The 17962-nt window shown below is 67.7% G+C and carries 15 protein-coding genes and 1 pseudogene; 9 read left to right on the top strand and 7 right to left on the bottom strand.

Annotated features, from left to right (window positions below; all coding sequences use genetic code 11):
- The 4 genes from NN4_RS34695 to NN4_RS34680 form a co-directional block, all read right to left on the bottom strand.
- On the bottom strand, positions 1-246 hold a 246-nt coding region (locus NN4_RS34695), incomplete at its 3' end, for a gamma-glutamyl-gamma-aminobutyrate hydrolase family protein (RefSeq protein ID WP_246181243.1).
- Positions 227-1591, bottom strand: coding sequence for a glutamine synthetase family protein (locus tag NN4_RS34690; RefSeq protein ID WP_147140121.1), 1365 nt, complete (start codon positions 1589-1591; stop codon positions 227-229). The genes NN4_RS34690 and NN4_RS34695, both read right to left, overlap by 20 nt.
- A gap of 74 nt (positions 1592-1665) precedes the next feature.
- Positions 1666-3258 carry a type 1 periplasmic-binding domain-containing protein gene (locus tag NN4_RS34685; RefSeq protein WP_246181242.1) on the bottom strand — a complete coding sequence of 531 codons (1593 nt, stop codon included), beginning with the start codon at positions 3256-3258 and terminating at the stop codon, positions 1666-1668.
- 27 nt (positions 3259-3285) lie between these two features.
- Positions 3286-5220, bottom strand: a complete 1935-nt coding sequence (locus tag NN4_RS34680; protein WP_147140119.1) for a hypothetical protein — start codon at positions 5218-5220, stop codon at positions 3286-3288.
- A gap of 748 nt (positions 5221-5968) precedes the next feature.
- On the opposite strand from NN4_RS34680, the gene NN4_RS34675 reads away from it, so the two are divergent.
- The 8 genes from NN4_RS34675 (at position 5969) to NN4_RS34640 (ending at position 13037) form a co-directional block, all read left to right on the top strand.
- Positions 5969-6367 carry a TOBE domain-containing protein gene (locus NN4_RS34675; protein ID WP_135232677.1) on the top strand — a complete coding sequence of 133 codons (399 nt, stop codon included), beginning with the start codon at positions 5969-5971 and terminating at the stop codon, positions 6365-6367.
- Between the two features lie 11 nt (positions 6368-6378).
- Positions 6379-7155 carry a molybdate ABC transporter substrate-binding protein gene (gene modA, locus NN4_RS34670; RefSeq protein WP_147140117.1) on the top strand — a complete coding sequence of 259 codons (777 nt, stop codon included), beginning with the start codon at positions 6379-6381 and terminating at the stop codon, positions 7153-7155.
- Positions 7152-7955 carry a molybdate ABC transporter permease subunit gene (gene modB, locus NN4_RS34665; RefSeq protein WP_222595221.1) on the top strand — a complete coding sequence of 268 codons (804 nt, stop codon included), beginning with the start codon at positions 7152-7154 and terminating at the stop codon, positions 7953-7955. Before modA ends, modB begins: the two co-directional genes overlap by 4 nt.
- Positions 7952-9001: an ABC transporter ATP-binding protein gene (locus NN4_RS34660; RefSeq protein ID WP_147140114.1), complete on the top strand. Its 1050-nt coding sequence runs from the start codon at positions 7952-7954 to the stop codon at positions 8999-9001. Before modB ends, NN4_RS34660 begins: the two co-directional genes overlap by 4 nt.
- Before the next feature lie 138 nt (positions 9002-9139).
- Complete coding sequence (locus NN4_RS34655; protein WP_147140111.1) at positions 9140-10006, top strand: hypothetical protein; 867 nt, start codon at positions 9140-9142, stop codon at positions 10004-10006.
- Between the two features lie 103 nt (positions 10007-10109).
- The gene (locus NN4_RS34650) at positions 10110-11279 is read left to right on the top strand and encodes a thiolase family protein (protein ID WP_147140109.1); all 1170 of its coding nucleotides are present in this window, start codon (positions 10110-10112) and stop codon (positions 11277-11279) included.
- Positions 11280-11316: 37 nt separating this feature from the next.
- The gene (locus NN4_RS34645; protein ID WP_147140107.1) at positions 11317-12336 is read left to right on the top strand and encodes a phosphotransferase family protein; all 1020 of its coding nucleotides are present in this window, start codon (positions 11317-11319) and stop codon (positions 12334-12336) included.
- 122 nt (positions 12337-12458) lie between these two features.
- Positions 12459-13037, top strand: coding sequence for a pyridoxamine 5'-phosphate oxidase family protein (locus NN4_RS34640; protein ID WP_147140105.1), 579 nt, complete (start codon positions 12459-12461; stop codon positions 13035-13037).
- Positions 13038-13115: 78 nt separating this feature from the next.
- Here NN4_RS34640 and NN4_RS34635 read toward each other — a convergent pair whose 3' ends face one another.
- The 3 genes and pseudogenes from NN4_RS34635 to NN4_RS34625 form a co-directional block, all read right to left on the bottom strand.
- The gene (locus NN4_RS34635; RefSeq protein ID WP_147140103.1) at positions 13116-15062 is read right to left on the bottom strand and encodes an MFS transporter; all 1947 of its coding nucleotides are present in this window, start codon (positions 15060-15062) and stop codon (positions 13116-13118) included.
- A gap of 317 nt (positions 15063-15379) precedes the next feature.
- Positions 15380-15706 (bottom strand): annotated as a pseudogene (locus NN4_RS34630) (transglycosylase family protein); the annotation flags it as partial.
- A 425-nt stretch (positions 15707-16131) separates the two neighbouring features.
- Positions 16132-16599: a PaaI family thioesterase gene (locus tag NN4_RS34625; RefSeq protein WP_147140101.1), complete on the bottom strand. Its 468-nt coding sequence runs from the start codon at positions 16597-16599 to the stop codon at positions 16132-16134.
- Between the two features lie 260 nt (positions 16600-16859).
- On the opposite strand from NN4_RS34625, the gene NN4_RS34620 reads away from it, so the two are divergent.
- On the top strand, positions 16860-17807 hold the full coding sequence (locus NN4_RS34620) for an SMP-30/gluconolactonase/LRE family protein (protein ID WP_246181241.1): 948 nt from the start codon (positions 16860-16862) through the stop codon (positions 17805-17807).
- Positions 17808-17962: the final 155 nt, after the last annotated feature.

Genomic DNA, 17962 nt, shown 5'->3' with positions numbered 1-17962 from the left:
GGTCAGCACCAGTCCGTCGAGGCGGGCCACCAGTTCCGGGCGGGCCACCCCGGCCGGTGGCAGCAGCACCGGAATGCCGCCCGCCGCCACCACCATCTGGACGTAACTGGCAGGCAGCACGGCACTGTCGACATGCCACGAACCGAACCGCGCGGGCTCCGCATAGGTCGGCAAGCCGATCACGGGCCGCGGCCCGCCGTCTTTCACAACTCCGGTGCGCAGACCCTCAGAGTCGTTCGAATCCACGAATTCGCTCCCAGTCGGTGACGGCGGCGTCGAAGGCGTCCAGCTCGACCTGCGCCGCATTCCGGTAGTGCTCCACTACATCATCACCGAACGCGGCTCGTGCCACCTTGCTGTCCCCGAAGAGCTGCGCGGCCTCGCGCAGCGTGCGCGGCACCCGCGGCCGCTGCGAACGATAGGCATTGCCGGTGAACTCCGGCTCCAGCGGCAGCCGATGCTCGACACCGTGCAGCCCGGCCGCGATGGCGGCGGCCACCGCGAGGTAGGGGTTCACATCGCCGCCGGGCACCCGATTCTCCACCCGCAGCGACGGCCCGTGCCCGACCACGCGCAGCGCACAGGTCCGGTTGTCGCGGCCCCAGGCGACTGCCGTCGGCGCGAAGCTGCCCGGCACGAAACGCTTGTAGGAGTTGATGTTCGGCGCGAGCAGGTAGGTGAACTCGCGCAAGCAGTCCAGCTGACCGGCGACGAAATGCCGCATGAGTGCGGAGAATCCGTGCGCCTCGTCACCTGCGAGCACGGCCTCGCCGGACTCACCGCGCAGGCTGATATGGATATGGCACGAGTTGCCCTCGCGCTCATTGTATTTCGCCATGAAGGAGAGGCTGCGCCCCTCCTGGGCGGCGATCTCCTTCGCGCCGGTCTTGTAGATGCTGTGGTTGTCGCAGGTCGCCAGCGCCTCGTCGAAGCGGAAGGTGATCTCGTGCTGGCCGGGGTTGCACTCCCCCTTGGCCGACTCGACATACATTCCCGCGCCCACCATTTCGGTGCGGATGCGACGCAGCAGCGGCTCGATGCGCGCGGTGCCGAGCAGCGAGTAGTCGACGTTGTACTGGTTGGCCGGGCGCAGGTCGCGGTAGCCCGCCGACCACGCCGCCTCGTAACTGTCGTCGAACACCAGGAATTCGAGTTCGGTCCCGACGTACGCGCGCAGCCCGTGCTCGGCGAGCCGGTCCAGCTGGGCGCGCAGCACCTGCCGCGGCGACACCCCGACGGGCTCCTCGGCCGGCTCCACTTTCGCCACGTCGCACAGCACCAGCGCGGTGCCCGGCCACCACGGCACCAGCCGCAGCGTGTTCAGGTCCGGACGCAGCACGAAGTCCCCGTACCCGGTGTCCCAGGACGACATCGCGTAGCCGTCGACCGTCGTCATGTCCACGTCGACGGCGAGCAGATAGTTACACGCCTCGGTCGCGTGCTGTACCACCTCGTCGAGGAAATACTGTGCCGCGCAACGCTTTCCCTGCAATCTGCCCTGCATGTCGGTCATCGCGACCAACACCGTGTCGATCTCACCGACCGCAACCAGCTCGCGCAACCGCGCCAGACTCAACATCCCGCTACGCATCCACAGCCCCTCTCGGCACCAACCGTGCCCACGCTAGAGCAAAGAACGGGCATTTGTGATCGGACACACAAAGTTCAGCGCGCGCACTGCGGGACGGATTCACCGGGCCTGGCCTCGACCGTCGGCACATACGGCGGCCGATCCACCGAGGTGGTGACCGGGCACAACCGCACGACCTGCGGGCCTGGACCGGTGCGGTTGCCACTGTTGTCGAAGATGATCGGCCCGCCCGCCCCCGGCACCGCCGCGTCCGGCGCGGAGAAGCCGCTGATCGTGGCGTTCACCTGACTGCGCTGCACCGGCGAGGTGGCGGGCAGGCTGCGCAGGGCGGTGGCGATGGTGGTCACGGCGTCGTAGGCGTTGACCGCCCAGCCGTCGCCGACGTGTGCGAGGTCGAAGCCCGCCTCATCGAAAGTCCGCTCGAATTCGGTCCAGTTCGGGTTGCCCGCCTGCGGTCCGTCCGCACCGGCCACCAGCGTGAACAGCATCCGCACCCGGCCGTCGGCGAAGGTGCGCGAGCCGAGCGCCTTGGTCCGCAGATCTTCCAGCGCCGGATCCGACTCGACGGTGCGCAGCCGGTTGCCATCGGAGGTGCTGACCACCGTGACCGAGGTGGCCGCGCACTGGCCGTTCGAGTACGCCTCGTCGAGCGCGTACAGCAGTCTGCCCAGGTCGCGACCGCGGGCGATGTAGGCGATCGTCACGTCTTTCACGGTGGCGCACACGCGTTTCGCGGTCTGCGGCACGGTGCTCGGCTCCGTCGTATCGAACTTGACCTCGATCAGGTTGCCGCCGTACTGGCGCTGCAGGAACGGCAGCGTGGTGCAGGTGTAGGGGTCCGAGCCACCGATCGGCACCATGATGAAGTCCGGCCGCGCGGTGACCACCGCGCCGATGGCCCGCACCTGAACCGCCACTCGGAACGCGACACGGTAGAAGTAGTCCCTGGCGATGCCGCGTGGATAGGAGATGTCCTTGTCGCAGCCGTCGAACTCCGGGTTGTCGCCGCGCGAGCCGTCCTGGTCGAAGCCTTCCGCGGTGACCACATCGGCGACCATCGGAATCTTCGCCGCGGCAAGCACTTCCGCGACCTCCGCGGTGATCTGATCGCTGAGGCCGACGCCTGCGACGGCGACCACATCGGCCCGGTCGGCCAGCTTCCCGGCGACCCCGAGCGGGTCGCCGTTGCCGTTGTAGTCACCGATCTGACCGACGACGAGCTTCATCGGATGCAGGCAGCCGGTTCCGTTGGCCCGGCGTTGACCGGCCGCCATGCCCTCCAGTTCGTGCACGGCCCGGCTGCCCGCCAGCTCATCGGTCATGGTCAGCAGCACGCCGACGGTGGCGGGGGTCCCGGGGCATTCTTCGGCGGCCGTCCGGTTCTGCTCAGCGATCACACCCATCACCGGGGCGAACGCGTCGACCTCGAAAGCGTAAGGCCCCTCGGACAATCCGACACAGCGCGTACCGGCCCGCCAGGCGCCGGAGTCGGGCAGCCAGCCCTCGTTGCAGGTGGCCAAATGGTGCAGCGGCCCACGGAAGCCGAACCCGGCGCCGGCCAACAGCAGCAGCGTCAGCACCAACCCCAGCCGCACCCAGTCGGTCCACGGGCGCGGGAAGGGCCGGTCGCGCTTCGGGAAGATTCCTAGCCGGTATCGCGATGCCACGATCGGGTCTCCTTCCGCCGCAGCGGGTCACTGGAATTGGACAGCGAGGCCGTGATATCTGTTGGCGCGCAACAGGAACGGCAGCTTGTCCAGGGCATGGTCGGCCAGCTTCTCGTAGCTGTGCTCGATCCGCGAACAGAGCACCGACTTCTGTTCCGGCGCGGTGATCCGGATATCCGACTCGAACGCGGGCACCAGCGCGACCAGGACCGCGAGGTACTCGCGCAGGGTGTGCGCGCGGTCGTCGCCGTCGATCAGATCGCGATCCCGCGCGGTCGGGTCCGGTGTCTCGACGACCTCGTCGAACAGGCGCAACCACTGCGCGGACGACAACTCGGGCAGCAGCTCCGCGAGCTCGTCGACCACCGCGTCGCGGCCGCTCAGCAGGCGAGCGTGGTGCAGTCTGCTCGCCCGGTCACCGGCGGCGACGCTGTCGCGCAAATGGCCGAAAACCCGTGCCCAGTCCTGCCCTTCGGTGCGGGCGGCCAGCGCGCGCAGGCCGAGCAGCCGCGCCAGCGCCGGCAGCCGATCCTCGCCTCCGGACGTGGCTGCGGACCACATCGACCGCAACTGGAACAGCGGTGAATCGTGTTCGACCCCGGCGGGCAGCAGCGCCACCAGACCTTGCGCCTCGGTTTTGTGCCTGGCGGCCGAGACCGTGACGAGCGCGGTCGACAACTCCCGGCGGAAGAGTTTGTGCACGCTCAGACCTCGCACAAAGACCCGCAACAGGTATTGCTCGACGGTGGTGCCTGTTTCGGGTCCCGGACTCCGCAGCAGGCCGTCGAGGTCGCCGACGAGATCGCGGTCTTGTTTGATCCGGCGAAGCAAGTAGTCCGTGCCCGCGGGATGACCTCGGGTGAGCCGGAAGATAGATTCGCCGATGTTTTCCGACAGGTACGGGTCGACATCCTTGGCCATCAACTGGACATCGCTCAGGCCGAGTTCCGGCAACCGCACCCGCGCCCACGGCGATCCGGCCGCCCCGATCCGCGGCGGCGCGAGCGGTTCCGGCAACACCGTCGGCGCGGGCACCTGCCCGACCAACCCGTCGACCAGCGCACCGGAGCTGACGGTCACCAGCGCGAGCGGATCGGACAGTCGGGCGTTGGTCGCCGCGATCGACTGTCGGACCCGCAGCAAGGACCCGGTGAAGGAGGTGGCCGCCGACGCGTCACCGTCGTCGATGAGCAGCAGAATATTCGAGGTGCGCCAGTTGACCTTGGCGACGCTGTGCCGCAGGTCCGCGAGGAACGCGCCGACCAGCACGTCGTCGACGCCGCGTCGGATGATCGGATCGGTGCTTCTGGCGTTGTTGCTGAGTTGGATCAGCGTGTGCTCGGCATCCAGGCGCAGGCCCAGATCCTGATGGGCAAACCACGCCGCGTTCGGACCCCAGGTGAACCTGCTCATCAGCCGGCCGCCCATCAACCGGTCGACCACCGCGTCGGAGATCGCGTTGGCCACGCCCGGTGCGATCACCTGGGCGCCGGGCACCTGGATGTTGGCGGCCAGCGACCCGGCCAGATTGATCAGGTTCCGGACGAATCCGATGAGGGCGGAGCGGCGCTTGTACCGGTTGAGCAGCAGGTGCAGCTTGTCGAGCTGCTCCTCCGGCGGGATGCCGTCGAAATCCTCCGCGATGACGATCTGCGCGATGACCACCCGATGGAACGCGACGGCGTAACCGGGGATGTCGGCGCTCAGCCCGAGCATGGCCGCGGCCAGCACGGTCCGCAGCGGATTGTGCACGTCGAAGGGGCGTTCCAGCGGCCGGACCAGCACCGAGGGCGTATGCCCTTTCCACTTGTCGAGCACCTTGTTCAGCAGCGCGGTCCGACCGGAGCCGCCGCACCCTTCCACGACCAGGACCGGCTTCGGCGGCCGGACCGCGTCGGTCGCCGGAACCTCGATCAACGTGTCGATCAATTCGAGTAGATCGGTGCGCCCCACAAACACCAAGCATCGCCTCCCTGGGCTTGGCGTCACCATAACAACAACCAGGGCGTGCAGTAGCCGGATTCGGCTCTGAGACAACGTATTAGGGCTATAAGCGGACCGGCTGCCGGTTCGAACCAACCGGCCCGGATCTTAATCCTGTGCCCGGCGGCCGAGGTGCCGCCGGGTCACAAGATCGATTAGATGACGTGCCAGGCCTGCAACAGGTAGGTGATGTTGGCGGCAATGGACGTCACGACGTTCGCGAGATTCAAAGCGGACGAACCCAGATCGATAAGCGGCACCGAAATTCCTCCATCAGATGGGACTGCGAAATCCTCTTCAATGTAATGATCGCCGGGAGAGCTCGCGCCGGTTGATCACCGGTGGACGGTCCGCCGGAATGCGCGAAGATGGTGCGAAATCATTTGGCGGACAGGGGTTTCAGCCGAGTCGGGCAATAGTTCGGTCGACGTGTGTTGTGAGACAGTTCACCGACAATTCCGCCACACCGATCACATTCTGTACATATCGGAAAAAGCGGTCATGTGGGCGTAATCGAGTGCGCCCTTCAGGACGGTACTAACCAGCACGCCGGCTCCGTGCGGGCACGAGGATGCGCCAGAGGGCTCGGAGCGAGCGCCCGGAGACAGGGCGCGTGCGTCCAAGGAGGGCTCGAAGCGAGCGCCCCGAGACCGGGCGCGTGCGTCCAAGCCTGCACTCCAGGTAACTGCCTCTTGCTTTCCGCAGATGCGGCAATAAACTACGAATCGTGTCGGATTTGCGGATCAGTGAGGTGGCGGTGCTGGCGGGAGTCAGCGACGACACCGTGCGGCGGTGGATCGAGCAGGGCAAGCTGACCGCGATCCAGCTCGGCAACGGGCGCAAGGGGGTGCGCGGGCGCGAGCTGGCCGAATTCCTGCAGGCCAACGCGGAAACCCCCGAGCCGGGCGTCACCGTTGCGGCGTCCGCGCGCAACCGGATGCGCGGCATCGTGACGCGGGTACTCAAGGACACGGTGATGGCGCAGGTGGAGATGCAGGCCGGACCGTTCCGGCTGGTGTCGCTGCTCAGCCGGGAATCGGTCGACGAGCTCGGGCTCGAGGTCGGCAGCGTCGCGGTGGCGTCGGTCAAGTCGACCCACGTCGTGGTCGAGATTCCGGAAAGTTGATGAGGTCGAGGATGATTCGTGCGCTGAGCGCCGCTGCTGTTGCCGCGGTGACCGCGCTGACCCTGGTGGGCTGCTCGGACGATCAACCGGCGCCCGCGGGGACCGGCGCGCTCGGCGGCACCGTCACGGTGTTCGCCGCGGCTTCGCTGACCGAGACCTTCACCGAATTGGGCAAGCAATTCGAGGCCGCACACCCCGGCGTCCGCGTGGTCTACAGCTTCGGCGCCAGTTCGGCGCTGGCCGAGCAGATCAACCAGGGTGCACCCGCCGACGTCTTCGCCGCCGCGGCGCCCAAGAACATGCAGCAGGTCCGAGACAAGGGCGAGGTCACCGTCGCGCCGAGCACCTTCGTGCGCAACCGGCTGGAGATCGCGGTACCCAGGGGGAATCCCGGCCGCATCACCGGCCTGGCCGACTTCGGTAAGACCGAGCCGAAGCTCGCGCTGTGTGCCGAACAGGTGCCGTGCGGGGCCGCCGCGAAGACGGTGTTCGCGGCCGCGGGGGTCACGCCGCAGCCCGATACCCGCGAGGCCGACGTGAAAGCCGTGCTGACCAAGGTCAAGCTCGGTGAGGTGGATGCCGCGCTGGTGTACCGGACCGATGTGCTGGCCGCGGGGGCGCAGGTCGAGGGCATCGACTTCGCCGAGGCGGCCGAGGCGATCAACGACTACCCGATCGCGCCGCTCGCGCACGCGCCCAATTCGGCTGCCGCCGTTGCCTTCGTCGACTTCGTGCGGTCCGAGCAGGCGCGGGCGGTGTTCGCCGAGGCGGGATTCGACGCACCGTGACGCGACGCCGGGCGGTGCGGGGACGACGCCCGCTGGTGCTTGTATTGCCCGCGCTGGTCGCCCTGGCGTTTCTGCTGGTTCCCCTGGTCGGGCTGCTGGTGCGGGCGCCGTGGCGCAGTATGCCGGATCGCCTGCTCGATGCCGAAGTCGGTCAGGCCCTTCAGCTTTCGCTGCTGACCGCCAGTCTCGCGACGGTGATCTGCCTGGTCCTCGGCGTGCCGTTGGCCTGGCTGCTCGCGCGCGGAGAGCTGCGCGGTCGCGCAGTGCTGCGGGCGCTGGTGACCGTGCCGCTGGTGCTGCCGCCTGTGGTCGGGGGTGTCGCGCTGCTGCTGGTGCTCGGCAGACGCGGGCTGGTGGGTCAGTATCTGTACGAATGGTTCGGCGTCTCATTACCTTTCACGACGGCGGGCGTCGTGCTCGCGGAAGCATTCGTGGCGATGCCCTTTCTGGTGATCTCGGTGGAAGGCGCACTGCGAGCGGCGGATCCGCGCTTCGAGGAGGCGGCGGCGACATTGGGCGCGTCGCGCTGGTTGACCTTCCGGCGGGTGACGCTGCCGTCGGTGCTGCCGGGTGTCGTGGCGGGTGCGGTGTTGTGCTGGGCGCGCGCGCTCGGTGAATTCGGTGCCACGATCACGTTCGCGGGCAACTTTCCCGGGAAGACGACCACGATGCCGCTGGCGGTCTATTTGGCCTTGGAAACCGATCCGGCGGATGCGATCGTGCTCAGCCTGGTGCTGCTCACCGTGTCGGTCGCCGTGCTTGTCGCCTTGCGCGAGCGGTGGATTCGAGGCGCCGTATGACGTTGGATGCCGAATTACGGGTGACACGGGGCGATTTCGACCTCGATATCGAATTGTCGGTGGCGCCTGGTGAGGTCGTTGCCCTGCTCGGTCCCAACGGTGCGGGCAAGACCACCGCGTTGCGGACGCTGGCGGGGTTGACACCACTCACCGACGGGGTGCTTCGGGTCGGTGAAAAGACCTGGGACGCACCGCCGAAGGTGTTCGTACCCGCCGAACATCGTGAAGTCGGCGTGGTCTTCCAGGACTACCTGCTGTTCGGGCACCTGAGCGCACTGGACAACGTCGCGTTCGGCCTGCGCGCCCGCGGGCGGCGCCGCGCCGCCGCGCGAACCCGCGCCATGCAGTGGCTGGACCGTGTCGGCCTCGCCGACCACGTGCATGCCAAACCGCGTGCCCTGTCCGGCGGCCAAGCCCAACGCGTCGCCCTCGCTCGCGCGCTCGCCACCGAGCCCGCACTGCTGCTGCTGGACGAGCCGCTGGCCGCGCTCGACGCGAGCACCCGTCTGCGCGTGCGTTCCGACCTCGCCCACCATCTCACCGACTATCCCGGCCACACCGTGCTGGTCACGCACGACCCGCTCGACGCGATGGTGCTGGCCGACCGGCTCGTCATCCTCGAAAACGGCGTGGTCGTCCAGGAAGGTTCCCCGAGCGAGGTGGCGCGCCGCCCCCGCTCCGACTACGTCGCGAACCTGGTGGGCCTCAACCTTTATCGCGGCACCGCGCACGGCACCACCGTCGAGCTCGACACCGGCGGCACGCTCATCGTCGCCGAGCCCGGCACCGGCCCGGTGCATGTCGCCTTCGCCCCCACCGCAGTCAGCCTGCACCCCGACCAACCCACCGGCAGCCCGCGCAACGCCTGGCCGGTCACCATCTCCGGCATCGAACAGCACGCCCACACCATCCGCCTGCGCCTGGACGGCACCCCACCCGTCCTCGCCGACGTCACCCCCGCCACTGTCGCCGACCTACGCCTGCGCCCCGGCCTGAAACTCTGGGCCGCGCTGAAAGCCACTGAAACTCATACCTATTCAGCATAATTTCCACACCCTCGACGCCGCGAGCTGCGGCTGTCGGAAAACCGCTGATCAAACGGGGTGCAATGCTCAGCGGCGTGTTGCACTGGACGCGGCCGGAGCCGGAAAAGTCTGTCGGTACGCGGTGGCACTGTTCCCGCCATGCCGAGCATCCACCACGAAGCGCCCCTCGAATTGTTGCGCCACAACCCGGAATTGGCGGCCGCGCTGCTGGCGGATACCGGCATTCGGCTACCCACCGGAGCCACCGCCACGATCAGCGACAGCAACCTCAGCACCTGCAACCCGCCCGAGTTCCGCGCCGACGCCGTCACGCTGCTCCGCGGCATCGACGGCGACAAGCTCGCCGTCATCACCGAATCGCAATCCGCCCCACCCAAACGCGGCAAACGCCGGGCCTGGCCTGCCTACGTCGCGGTCGCCCAATCCCAGCACGACTGCGACGCCGTCCTGGTCGTCATCGCCGCGAGCCCAGCCACCGCACACGCCTGCAGCCGCACCATCCACACCGGCCACCCCGGATTCAGCCTCGCCCCCATCGTCATCGGCCCACACAACACCCCCGACCCCACCGACCCGGCCTTCGCACGCGTCGCCCCCGAACTCACCGTCCTCGCCGCCCTCACCCACGCCCTCGACCTCTCCGAAGACGCCAACCGCCGCCTGGTCCTCGATAAACTCGCCACCCTCGATCGCGAGACCCGCACGACATACACTCGATTTGTCCGGCACGCCGCCTCGGACGCGGCCAGAAAAGCCCTGGAGGAACTCATGGCCAGCCCCACCTACCGTGACGATTGGGTCGACGGTCTGCTCGACCAAGGACGCGCCGAAGGCGAAGCGCGAGGCGAAGCCAAGATGTTGTTGCGGGCGCTTGTCGCCCGTGGGTTCGCGGTTTCCGACGACCTTCGCGCGCGCGTTCTCTCCACCTCGGATACCGAACAGCTGGAAGCGTGGATGGACAAGGCGGCCGTCGCTGATTCTCTCGATGTGGTCTTCGGCGACTGATCGAGCAACGTCCAGCAGACCTCTGCCTTCTCGATCCCTCATCACGCGAATCCGTGTTAACTTAGACGAGAATCGCAACTAACTTAGCTGATCGGAGAGGGCTATGAGGTCCGCCGTCATCGTCGATGTCGTTCGTACCCCGTCGGGTAAGGGGAAGGTCGGGGGTGGGTTGTCGGGGGTGCATCCGGCTAGCTTGCTCGCTGGGGTGCTGGCCGAGTTGGTGGCGCGCAACGGTCTGGATCCGGCGCTGGTCGATGATGTGGTCGGCGGGTGTGTGACGCAGAGTGGCGAGCAGGCGTTCAATATCAGCAGGACGGCGGCGCTGGCCGCGGGGTTTCCGGAGTCGGTGCCCGCGACGACGGTGGATCGGCAGTGCGGGTCGAGCCAGCAGGCGGCGCATTTCGCGGCGCAAGGGGTGATCGCGGGGGCGTATGACATCGCGATCGCCTGCGGCGTGGAGTCGATGAGCCGGGCGCCGATGTTCTCCAACGCCCAGGGCAAAGATGCGAACAAGGGGCCGCTGGCGCATCGGTATCCGGAAGGTCTTGTGCAGCAAGGCATCGCGGCCGAGGTGATCAGTGCCCGATGGAAGTTCGACCGGGTCGCGCTCGACGAGTTCGCGGCGCGCTCGCACCGGCTCGCCGCGGAAACGGCGGCAGCAGGCGGTTTCGGCAACGAACTGGTCGGCGCGGGTACCTTGACCGCGGACGAGACCATCCGCCCCACCACCACCGCCGAGGGACTTGCGGGATTGAAGCCCGCGTTCGTGGACGACCAGTTCGCCCAGCGGTTCCCGGAGATCGAGTGGTCGATCACGCCGGGCAACTCGTCCCCGCTGACCGATGGCGCGTCGGCCGCGTTGATCATGAGCGAGGAAGCCGCGAACAAGCTGGGCCTGCGGCCAAGGGCGCGTTTCCATTCCTTCTCGGTGGTCGGCGACGACCCACTGCTCATGCTGACCGCCGTCATCCCGGCCACCCGCAAGGTGCTGGAGCGGGCAGGCCTGAGCATCGACGACATCGACGCCTACGAGGTGAACGAGGCGTTCGCCCCGGTTCCGCTGGTGTGGCAGCACGAGCTGGGCGCGGATCCGGCCAAGCTGAACCCGCGCGGCGGCGCGATCGCCCTCGGCCATCCCCTCGGCGCCTCCGGCACCCGTATCCTGGCCACCATAGTCAATCATCTCGAACAGACCGGCGGCCGCTACGGCCTGCAAACCATGTGCGAGGCAGGCGGTTTGGCCAACGCCACCATCATCGAGCGCCTCGGATGACGCGCACCGAGCACCGACCCGTCGAGCAGGTGACCCGATGACCGCGGCACTCGCCGGCCTCGATCTGCCAGCGCTGCAACGGTATTTCGAGGCCAACGTGCCGCAAACCGCGGGGCCGCTGACGGCATCGCTGCTGAAGGGCGGCAAATCCAACCTCACCTACCGCCTGAACGACGGGGCCAACGACTGGGTGCTGCGCCGCCCGCCGCTCGGCCCGCTCACCCCCACCGCGCACGACATGGCTCGCGAATACCGCATCGTCGCCGCACTGCAGGACACGAATGTGCCTGTCGCACAGACGGTCACATTATGCGAGGACACCGAGATAATCGGTGTCCCGTTCGCGGTGGTCTCGTTCGTGGACGGCCACGTCCTGCAAGACGGCGACCAGACCGCCGCCCTCACCACCGAGCAGGCCAGGGCCTGCTCGGAAGCGCTCATCGACACCCTCGCCGCACTGCACGCGGTCGACTACACCGCCGTCGGCCTCGCCGAATTCGGCCGCCCCGCCGGATACCTCGGCCGCCAGGTGAAACGCTGGCGCGGCCAGTGGGATCGCGTCGCCACCCGCGAGCTCGCCGCCCTCGACCGCCTCACCGACGCGCTGCGCACCGCGCTGCCGGAGCAGGCGGCCGAGACCATCGTGCACGGCGACTACCGCCTGGACAACACGATCGTGGCCCGCGACGACTTCGGCACGATCGCCGCCGTGGTCGACTGGGAGATGGCCACGCTCGGCGACCCGCTCGCCGATCTCGGCCTGCTCCAGGTCTATTGGGACGATCGGTGCGAGCCGGTGCTCGGGGTTCGGCACGCGCCGAGCGCCAACCCCGGCTTCCTGTCCACCGAGGAGATCGCCGAGCGCTACGCCGCCGCAACGGGTTACCCGCTGACGCACCTGCCGTTCTATCAGGCCCTCGGCTACTTCAAGTTGGCGGTCATCGCGGAGGGTATCCACCAGCGCTTCCTCGCGGGCAAGACGGTGGGCGAGGGCTTCGCCACGATCGGTGCGGCCGTGCCGCTGCTGCTCGACGCCGGGCTCGAGACGCTCGGATGACGCGCAGCACCCGCGTCACCGGCGGGCACGTGATGTGAGCCTCAGCCGCCCATCGGGACACACCCCCGGCGTTACGCTCGAACCCGGAGTCCTGTCATGGGACGGCTAGGGAAGGGGCCCGGATGGCGAAGGTCTTCTCGCATCTCGACGACGCGCTACGCAAGTTCATCGGTGAGCAGTCGATGTTCTTCGTCGCGACCGCACCTTCCGAAGGCGGGCGAGTCAACCTGTCCCCCAAGGGCTACCGCGACACCTTCGCCGTGCTCGACGACCACACCTTCGCCTACCTCGATCTCTACGGCAGCGGCGCGGAAACCATCGCGCACCTGCGCGACAACGGGCGCATCACGGTGATGTTCTGCTCGTTCTCCCGCACCTCGCGGATTTTGCGACTCTTCGGCACCGGTCGGCTGGTGCGCCCGGACTCCGACGAATTCGACGCCCTGCGACCGCATTTCGGTCTCCAGCATCCCGGCCTCCGCGGCGCCATCGTCGTCACCGTCGACCGCATCGCGGACTCCTGCGGCTACTCGGTTCCCTACCTCGAGCTCGTCGACGAACGGCCGGTGCTGGACAAACTGCACGGCAGCCGCAGCGACGACGACTTCGCCCGCCGCATCGTCGGCGACAACGCGACCAGCCTCGACGGCCTGCCCGCGCTCGAGCCGGACCACCCGATACCTTCCGCTATCCGCCGGTAGCCACCCGGGACGCCGTCGGCGAGCTGGACTCGCGAACGGCGTCCGGGAGCTGATCGAGGTCACCCCGGCGGCGAGTGTTTACCGCCCGCTCGGCAACGGCGTCAGCGCCGCCAATTCCTGCTGCACCAGCCGATCGTGCGCGGCCGCCGCGGCCGCCGCCTTCTTGGGGTTCCAGTGCCCTGCCATCAGGAAAACGAACGGCAGGAACGCGATCTGGGCGATCAGGCAGATCCACCACCACCGTTCCCACTGATTCGGCGAATCGGCCTGAGCCTGCTGGACCTCTTTCGCGTGCGCAGCCAAATAGGCCTGATCGTCGGCGGGAATGGTGCCGACCGCCTGGAGTTGCTGCCCCGCCTGCTCGAGCTTCGCACCCACGTTGCCCAGGACGGCGAGGTCCGTGGGCGGGATCTGCTGGACCGCGGTGAGCCGCGCGATCGCCTGATCCGGCGGGATACCGAACTTCTTCGCCACCTGCCCCACCGCCGCGAGCCCTGCGGTCCCATCCTGCGGGTTCGCGGCGAGCGCCGCCTGCGTGGCCGGTTCGATGGCCTGCAGCGTCGCGAGTTCATCGGCGTATCGGCCGCTGAGCAGGAACGCCTGCTGGATCTCGGCGGGCGACGCACCGGTCAGCTTGTTCAGCGCCGTCACCATGGCGACCTGGTCGTTCGGGTTCTTACCCAGTGCCGCAAGCGTTTCCGGCCCGACCTGTTGGATCGTCGCCAACTGCGGACCGTACTTCGACTGGATCTCGTGCAGCCGCGGACCGTGGTTGACCAGCGGACCCGCCGCGTTCACCACCACGAGCAGGCCGAGAAGCACCACGGTGACGACGCTGCGCAGCGTGCCACCCCACACCGCGAGGCCAACCGCGGTCGCCGCCGGATTGCGCTGCTCCACGGTCTCGGTGAAGCTGGCCATCCAGGTCGAGTAAGCGATGCCGGTGCCGACGGCGATGATCACGAAAACCCAGGCGAACGTGTAGTAGCCGGTGCCGGGCTCGTCGGTGTACCCGATGAACAGATACATGCCGACGATGCTGATCAGCGCGCCGACGATCATGAACGGCTTGCGCACCTTGAGGTAGTCCGAAGCGATGCCCGCCAGCACCAGGGCGAGCGCGTTGGCGGTCCAGTACCAGTTGCCGAGCGCATTGGCCTTGGCCGGGCTGAAGCCGAAGTTGGTGGCCATGTAGACGGGCAGGAAGGACACGATCGTGTAGAAGAACGCCAGGAACAGGCTGATGGCCAACGCCGACCCGACGATGTCGAGGTGCAGCATCTGGCGCCACTGCCCCTGTTCCAGCGCACGCACATCCAGTCCGCGGGCCCGCGCCTCGATCAACGCCCGGTCGCGCAGCGACACCATGATCTGGTCGCGCAGTTGCGGGCTGAGCTCGCGCAGGCCGACCACCGCGATCACCGCGATGACCAGGCAGATCACCCCGCACAGCCGGTAGTGGTACTGCCAGTCGGGATGCGCGTCCAATGTCCGGGTGGAGATCTGAGTGGTGACCAGAGCACCGATCACCGGCCCCAGGGTCCAGAAGCCCATGGCGGAGGCGCGGCCGAGCTGCGGCGAGAAGTCGCGGATGAGCGCGGGCGTGGCCACCAGCACGGCGCCTTCGACGATGCTCACCAGGCAGTAGACGACGAGGTACTGCTCTTTCGTGGTGGTCGCGGGCACCGCGAACAGGGTCAGCAGCGAGCAGATCACCACGCCGTAAGCGACGATATTGGCCCGTCCCCACCGGTCGAGCACTCCCGCGAGCACCGAGGCGACCGCGCCGAACGCGGCGCCGATGATGAAGATCCAGACGAAGTAGGCGAACGAGAGATCGAAGTAGGCGATCAGCTCATTGCCCACCGCGCCGGTGACGAACAACTGGTAGTACAGCGCGATCGAGGTGATGACGACAACGGCCAGATACCAGGATCGGGCGGGGGTATCGGGATAGTGCGGTAGTTTGCGCTGCCACAGCCCGGTGAGAATGGTCGGCGGGGCTGCGGTGGTGGTCGAACTCATGGTCGAGATGCCTTTCTAGCCACGGCATCTCGTCCAGTTCTACGGCGAGCCAGCACGAAGGAGCCGGGTGGCAACAGGCTAGTGATACCCGTCACCGGCTGCAGGCATTTCGGCCCGCGAGACCGAAACGTGTTCTAGTTGGAAATCCTGGGATGAAATATCTGAGCGCTCGCCCGGACATCCACGGATTCGATAATGCGAAAGACATTCGACCTGCGAGAAATACTCTCGAACTCGGGCAGTAATGTCCGCCCGCTAATCGCCCCGAAATAGCCCGGCGCCTACCGCGTTGCGCGGTAGGCGCCGGAGACGCATCAGAGGTAGGCGCCGCACACCGGCCAGGCGCCGGGGCCCTGGGTGGCGAGCACGTTCTCCGCGACGCGGATCTGCTCGGCCCGGCTGGCGTTGCTCGGGCTACCGACGCCGCCGTTGGCGGTCCAGGTGCTCTGGGTGAACTGCAGGCCACCGGAGAAGCCGTTACCGGTCTCGATCCCCCAGTTGCCGCCACTCTCGCACTGTGCGACGGCGTCCCAGTCGTGGGCCGACGCAGTGGCGGTGGACAGGCCGAAGGGGACGGCCACGAGGGCGCCCAGTGCGGCGGTGAAGCCGAGGACGCGGGTATTGAACTTGCGATTATGCGACATATGAGTTCCTGCCTGCGCCTACCGGCCCGGCATCTGCTCGCCGTGCCCCTGTCCCCAGGGAGGTCGGGGATCCTCGAACCGTGGGACAGGGTCACCGGCATTCAACGGTTCGAGTTCGAGCCCGTCATCGATCGGGCTCCGGCGACGGTAGCGAAGAAGTCGCTACTAATCACGCGCCGATCACGCCGGAACTTCCTGAACCCCAACTGGAGGGTTATGTCATTTATGCATCTCGAGCAGGCAAGAAGAATCGCCGTCGAGCACTGAGATTGTTACGTTATGTGCCTGAGATCACCACGAAATTGTGGCGCCGGTCGCACGACGACACGGCGGTGTCCCACTCAGCGGGACAACAAAGAAAACCTCGCTGTGCACGCCTCGAAAAGGGGGTAAATCCTCGCGACGAACGGTTCGGCGCCGAACCCTTACTTGCCGTGCGCCCGCAGTTGATAAAGCCCCTCGGTCTCCGCGACGACAACGCCGTCGGCATCGGTGACCACGGCGGTCAACGTGAAGTTCGACTTCCCCGTGGCAGCGGCTTCTTCGGCAATCCGCGCGATCTCGTCCTCGGACAACCGCGCCTCGGCGCGCACATCCGTCTTCGCAGGCTTGCGGAAGAACACGTGCAGGTCCTTGACCAGCGGGTAGAACTCGGAGTTGTCGAAGGTGGCGATCGCGATCGCGCCACCGAGGATCTCGGCCACCGTGAACAGCACCCCGGCGTACATCACCCCGTAGTGGTTGCCGTTGCCCTCGATCGGTACCGTCGTCGCCGCGAACCCGCGCCGCACGTCGACCGCGGTCACCCTCATCCGGTGCGCGATCGGAATGGTGAATTCCAGTGCCCCGTTGACGATCTCCGCGAACGGCGGAGTCTCCACCTCTTCACTCACCGCACCACTCCTTCACACCGGAGGCGACCAGCACCTCGTCTCTGCCACCTCGGCCGATCTCTCCGAAGCGTAGCCCGCCCGATCGCAAACGCGGTGCGGCGCTGACCGTCTCGCGGGTTTGCCGGTGCCACGCCGGGGCAACCGGCGTACATGATCTTCCGCCGCCAGGAGCGCATACTGCACTGGATTTCCCAGGCTTCCTCCGGCGCTTCGGGCTCCGTGGCGGCGAGTCGCACCCAGCAGAGACAGCCGAGGTATGCATGAGCACCATGGACAAAGCCGCGATCATCGTGGCCGCACTGACGTTCGCCGGGTTGTCGGCGGTGGTCGCGCCCGCAGCGCACGCCGCGCCGGTGTGCGGCGGCGCGGGACAACCGACGGTGCCTGCCGCGGCACTGCCCGGGGCACTCGAAGGACTGACCGTCGATGCACGCGGCCGCGCCTTCACCACGGATCTGGCGACCGGACGGGTGTATCGCATCGACGCGCCCGGCGCGGTGCCGGTGCCCATTGCCACCGTGCCGAGCGGCGGTGGCGGTGCCCTCGCTTGGACGCCGGACGATAAGTTGCTGGTCGGCTATGGCGCGGACGCGCGCTCTTTCGCCGGTGACACGCTGCGCCACGCCGGGATCATCACCCTCGACCCGGATACCGGTGCCGTCGCGCCCTACGCTGCGGGGCTCAGTGCCGCGAACGGCATGGACGTCGCGCAGGACGGAACCGGCTACGCCACCAACGACTTCGGCAATCTGGTCGGCCGGGTCTACTCGAACGGTGCGGTCCAGGCCGATTGGGCGTCGTTCCCGAGCGCGAACGGTGCGGTCCTCGGCAACGACGACGAATACCTTTATGTCAGCAGGACATTCGCCAACCCCGGGGTGAGCCGGATCCCCACCGCCAACCCGGGTGCGCCGCAGTCGCTGCTCGATCTCGGTGGTGGCGACGCGCTCGCCGCGCCGGACGGCCTGACCCTCGATTCGCTGGACCGCCCGGTGGTGCCCCTCAACACGGCAGGACAGGTCATCCGGATCGACGCACCGAACCAGTACTGCGTCCTCGGCGGCGGCAATCCGATGACGAGCGTGCTCACCTACGGTCGCGGTAGTACCGGCTTTTCGGCGGGCCGCCTCTTCGGAGCGACATTCACCGGCCTGATCTACGAGATTCCCGGTGGCTTCGACCCGAACGCCCGCACTGCGACGCCGTAAGGAGCGCGAACGCGCGACCACGTGACGAGAAGACTTCCCGATACCTGCGGGCGGATCGACGTGGCCGAATCGCCGCCGACGAGCGATCATAGGATGACCACTGGTCGGCTGTCCCCGTCATATCCCGCTGGACCCGGACCCGCGTAGCCGAGCAC

This window comes from Nocardia ninae NBRC 108245 (assembly GCF_007990755.1).
In the GTDB taxonomy this organism is placed as follows: Bacteria; Actinomycetota; Actinomycetes; order Mycobacteriales; family Mycobacteriaceae; genus Nocardia; species Nocardia ninae.
This window is presented reverse-complemented; position numbering and strand designations above follow the sequence as displayed.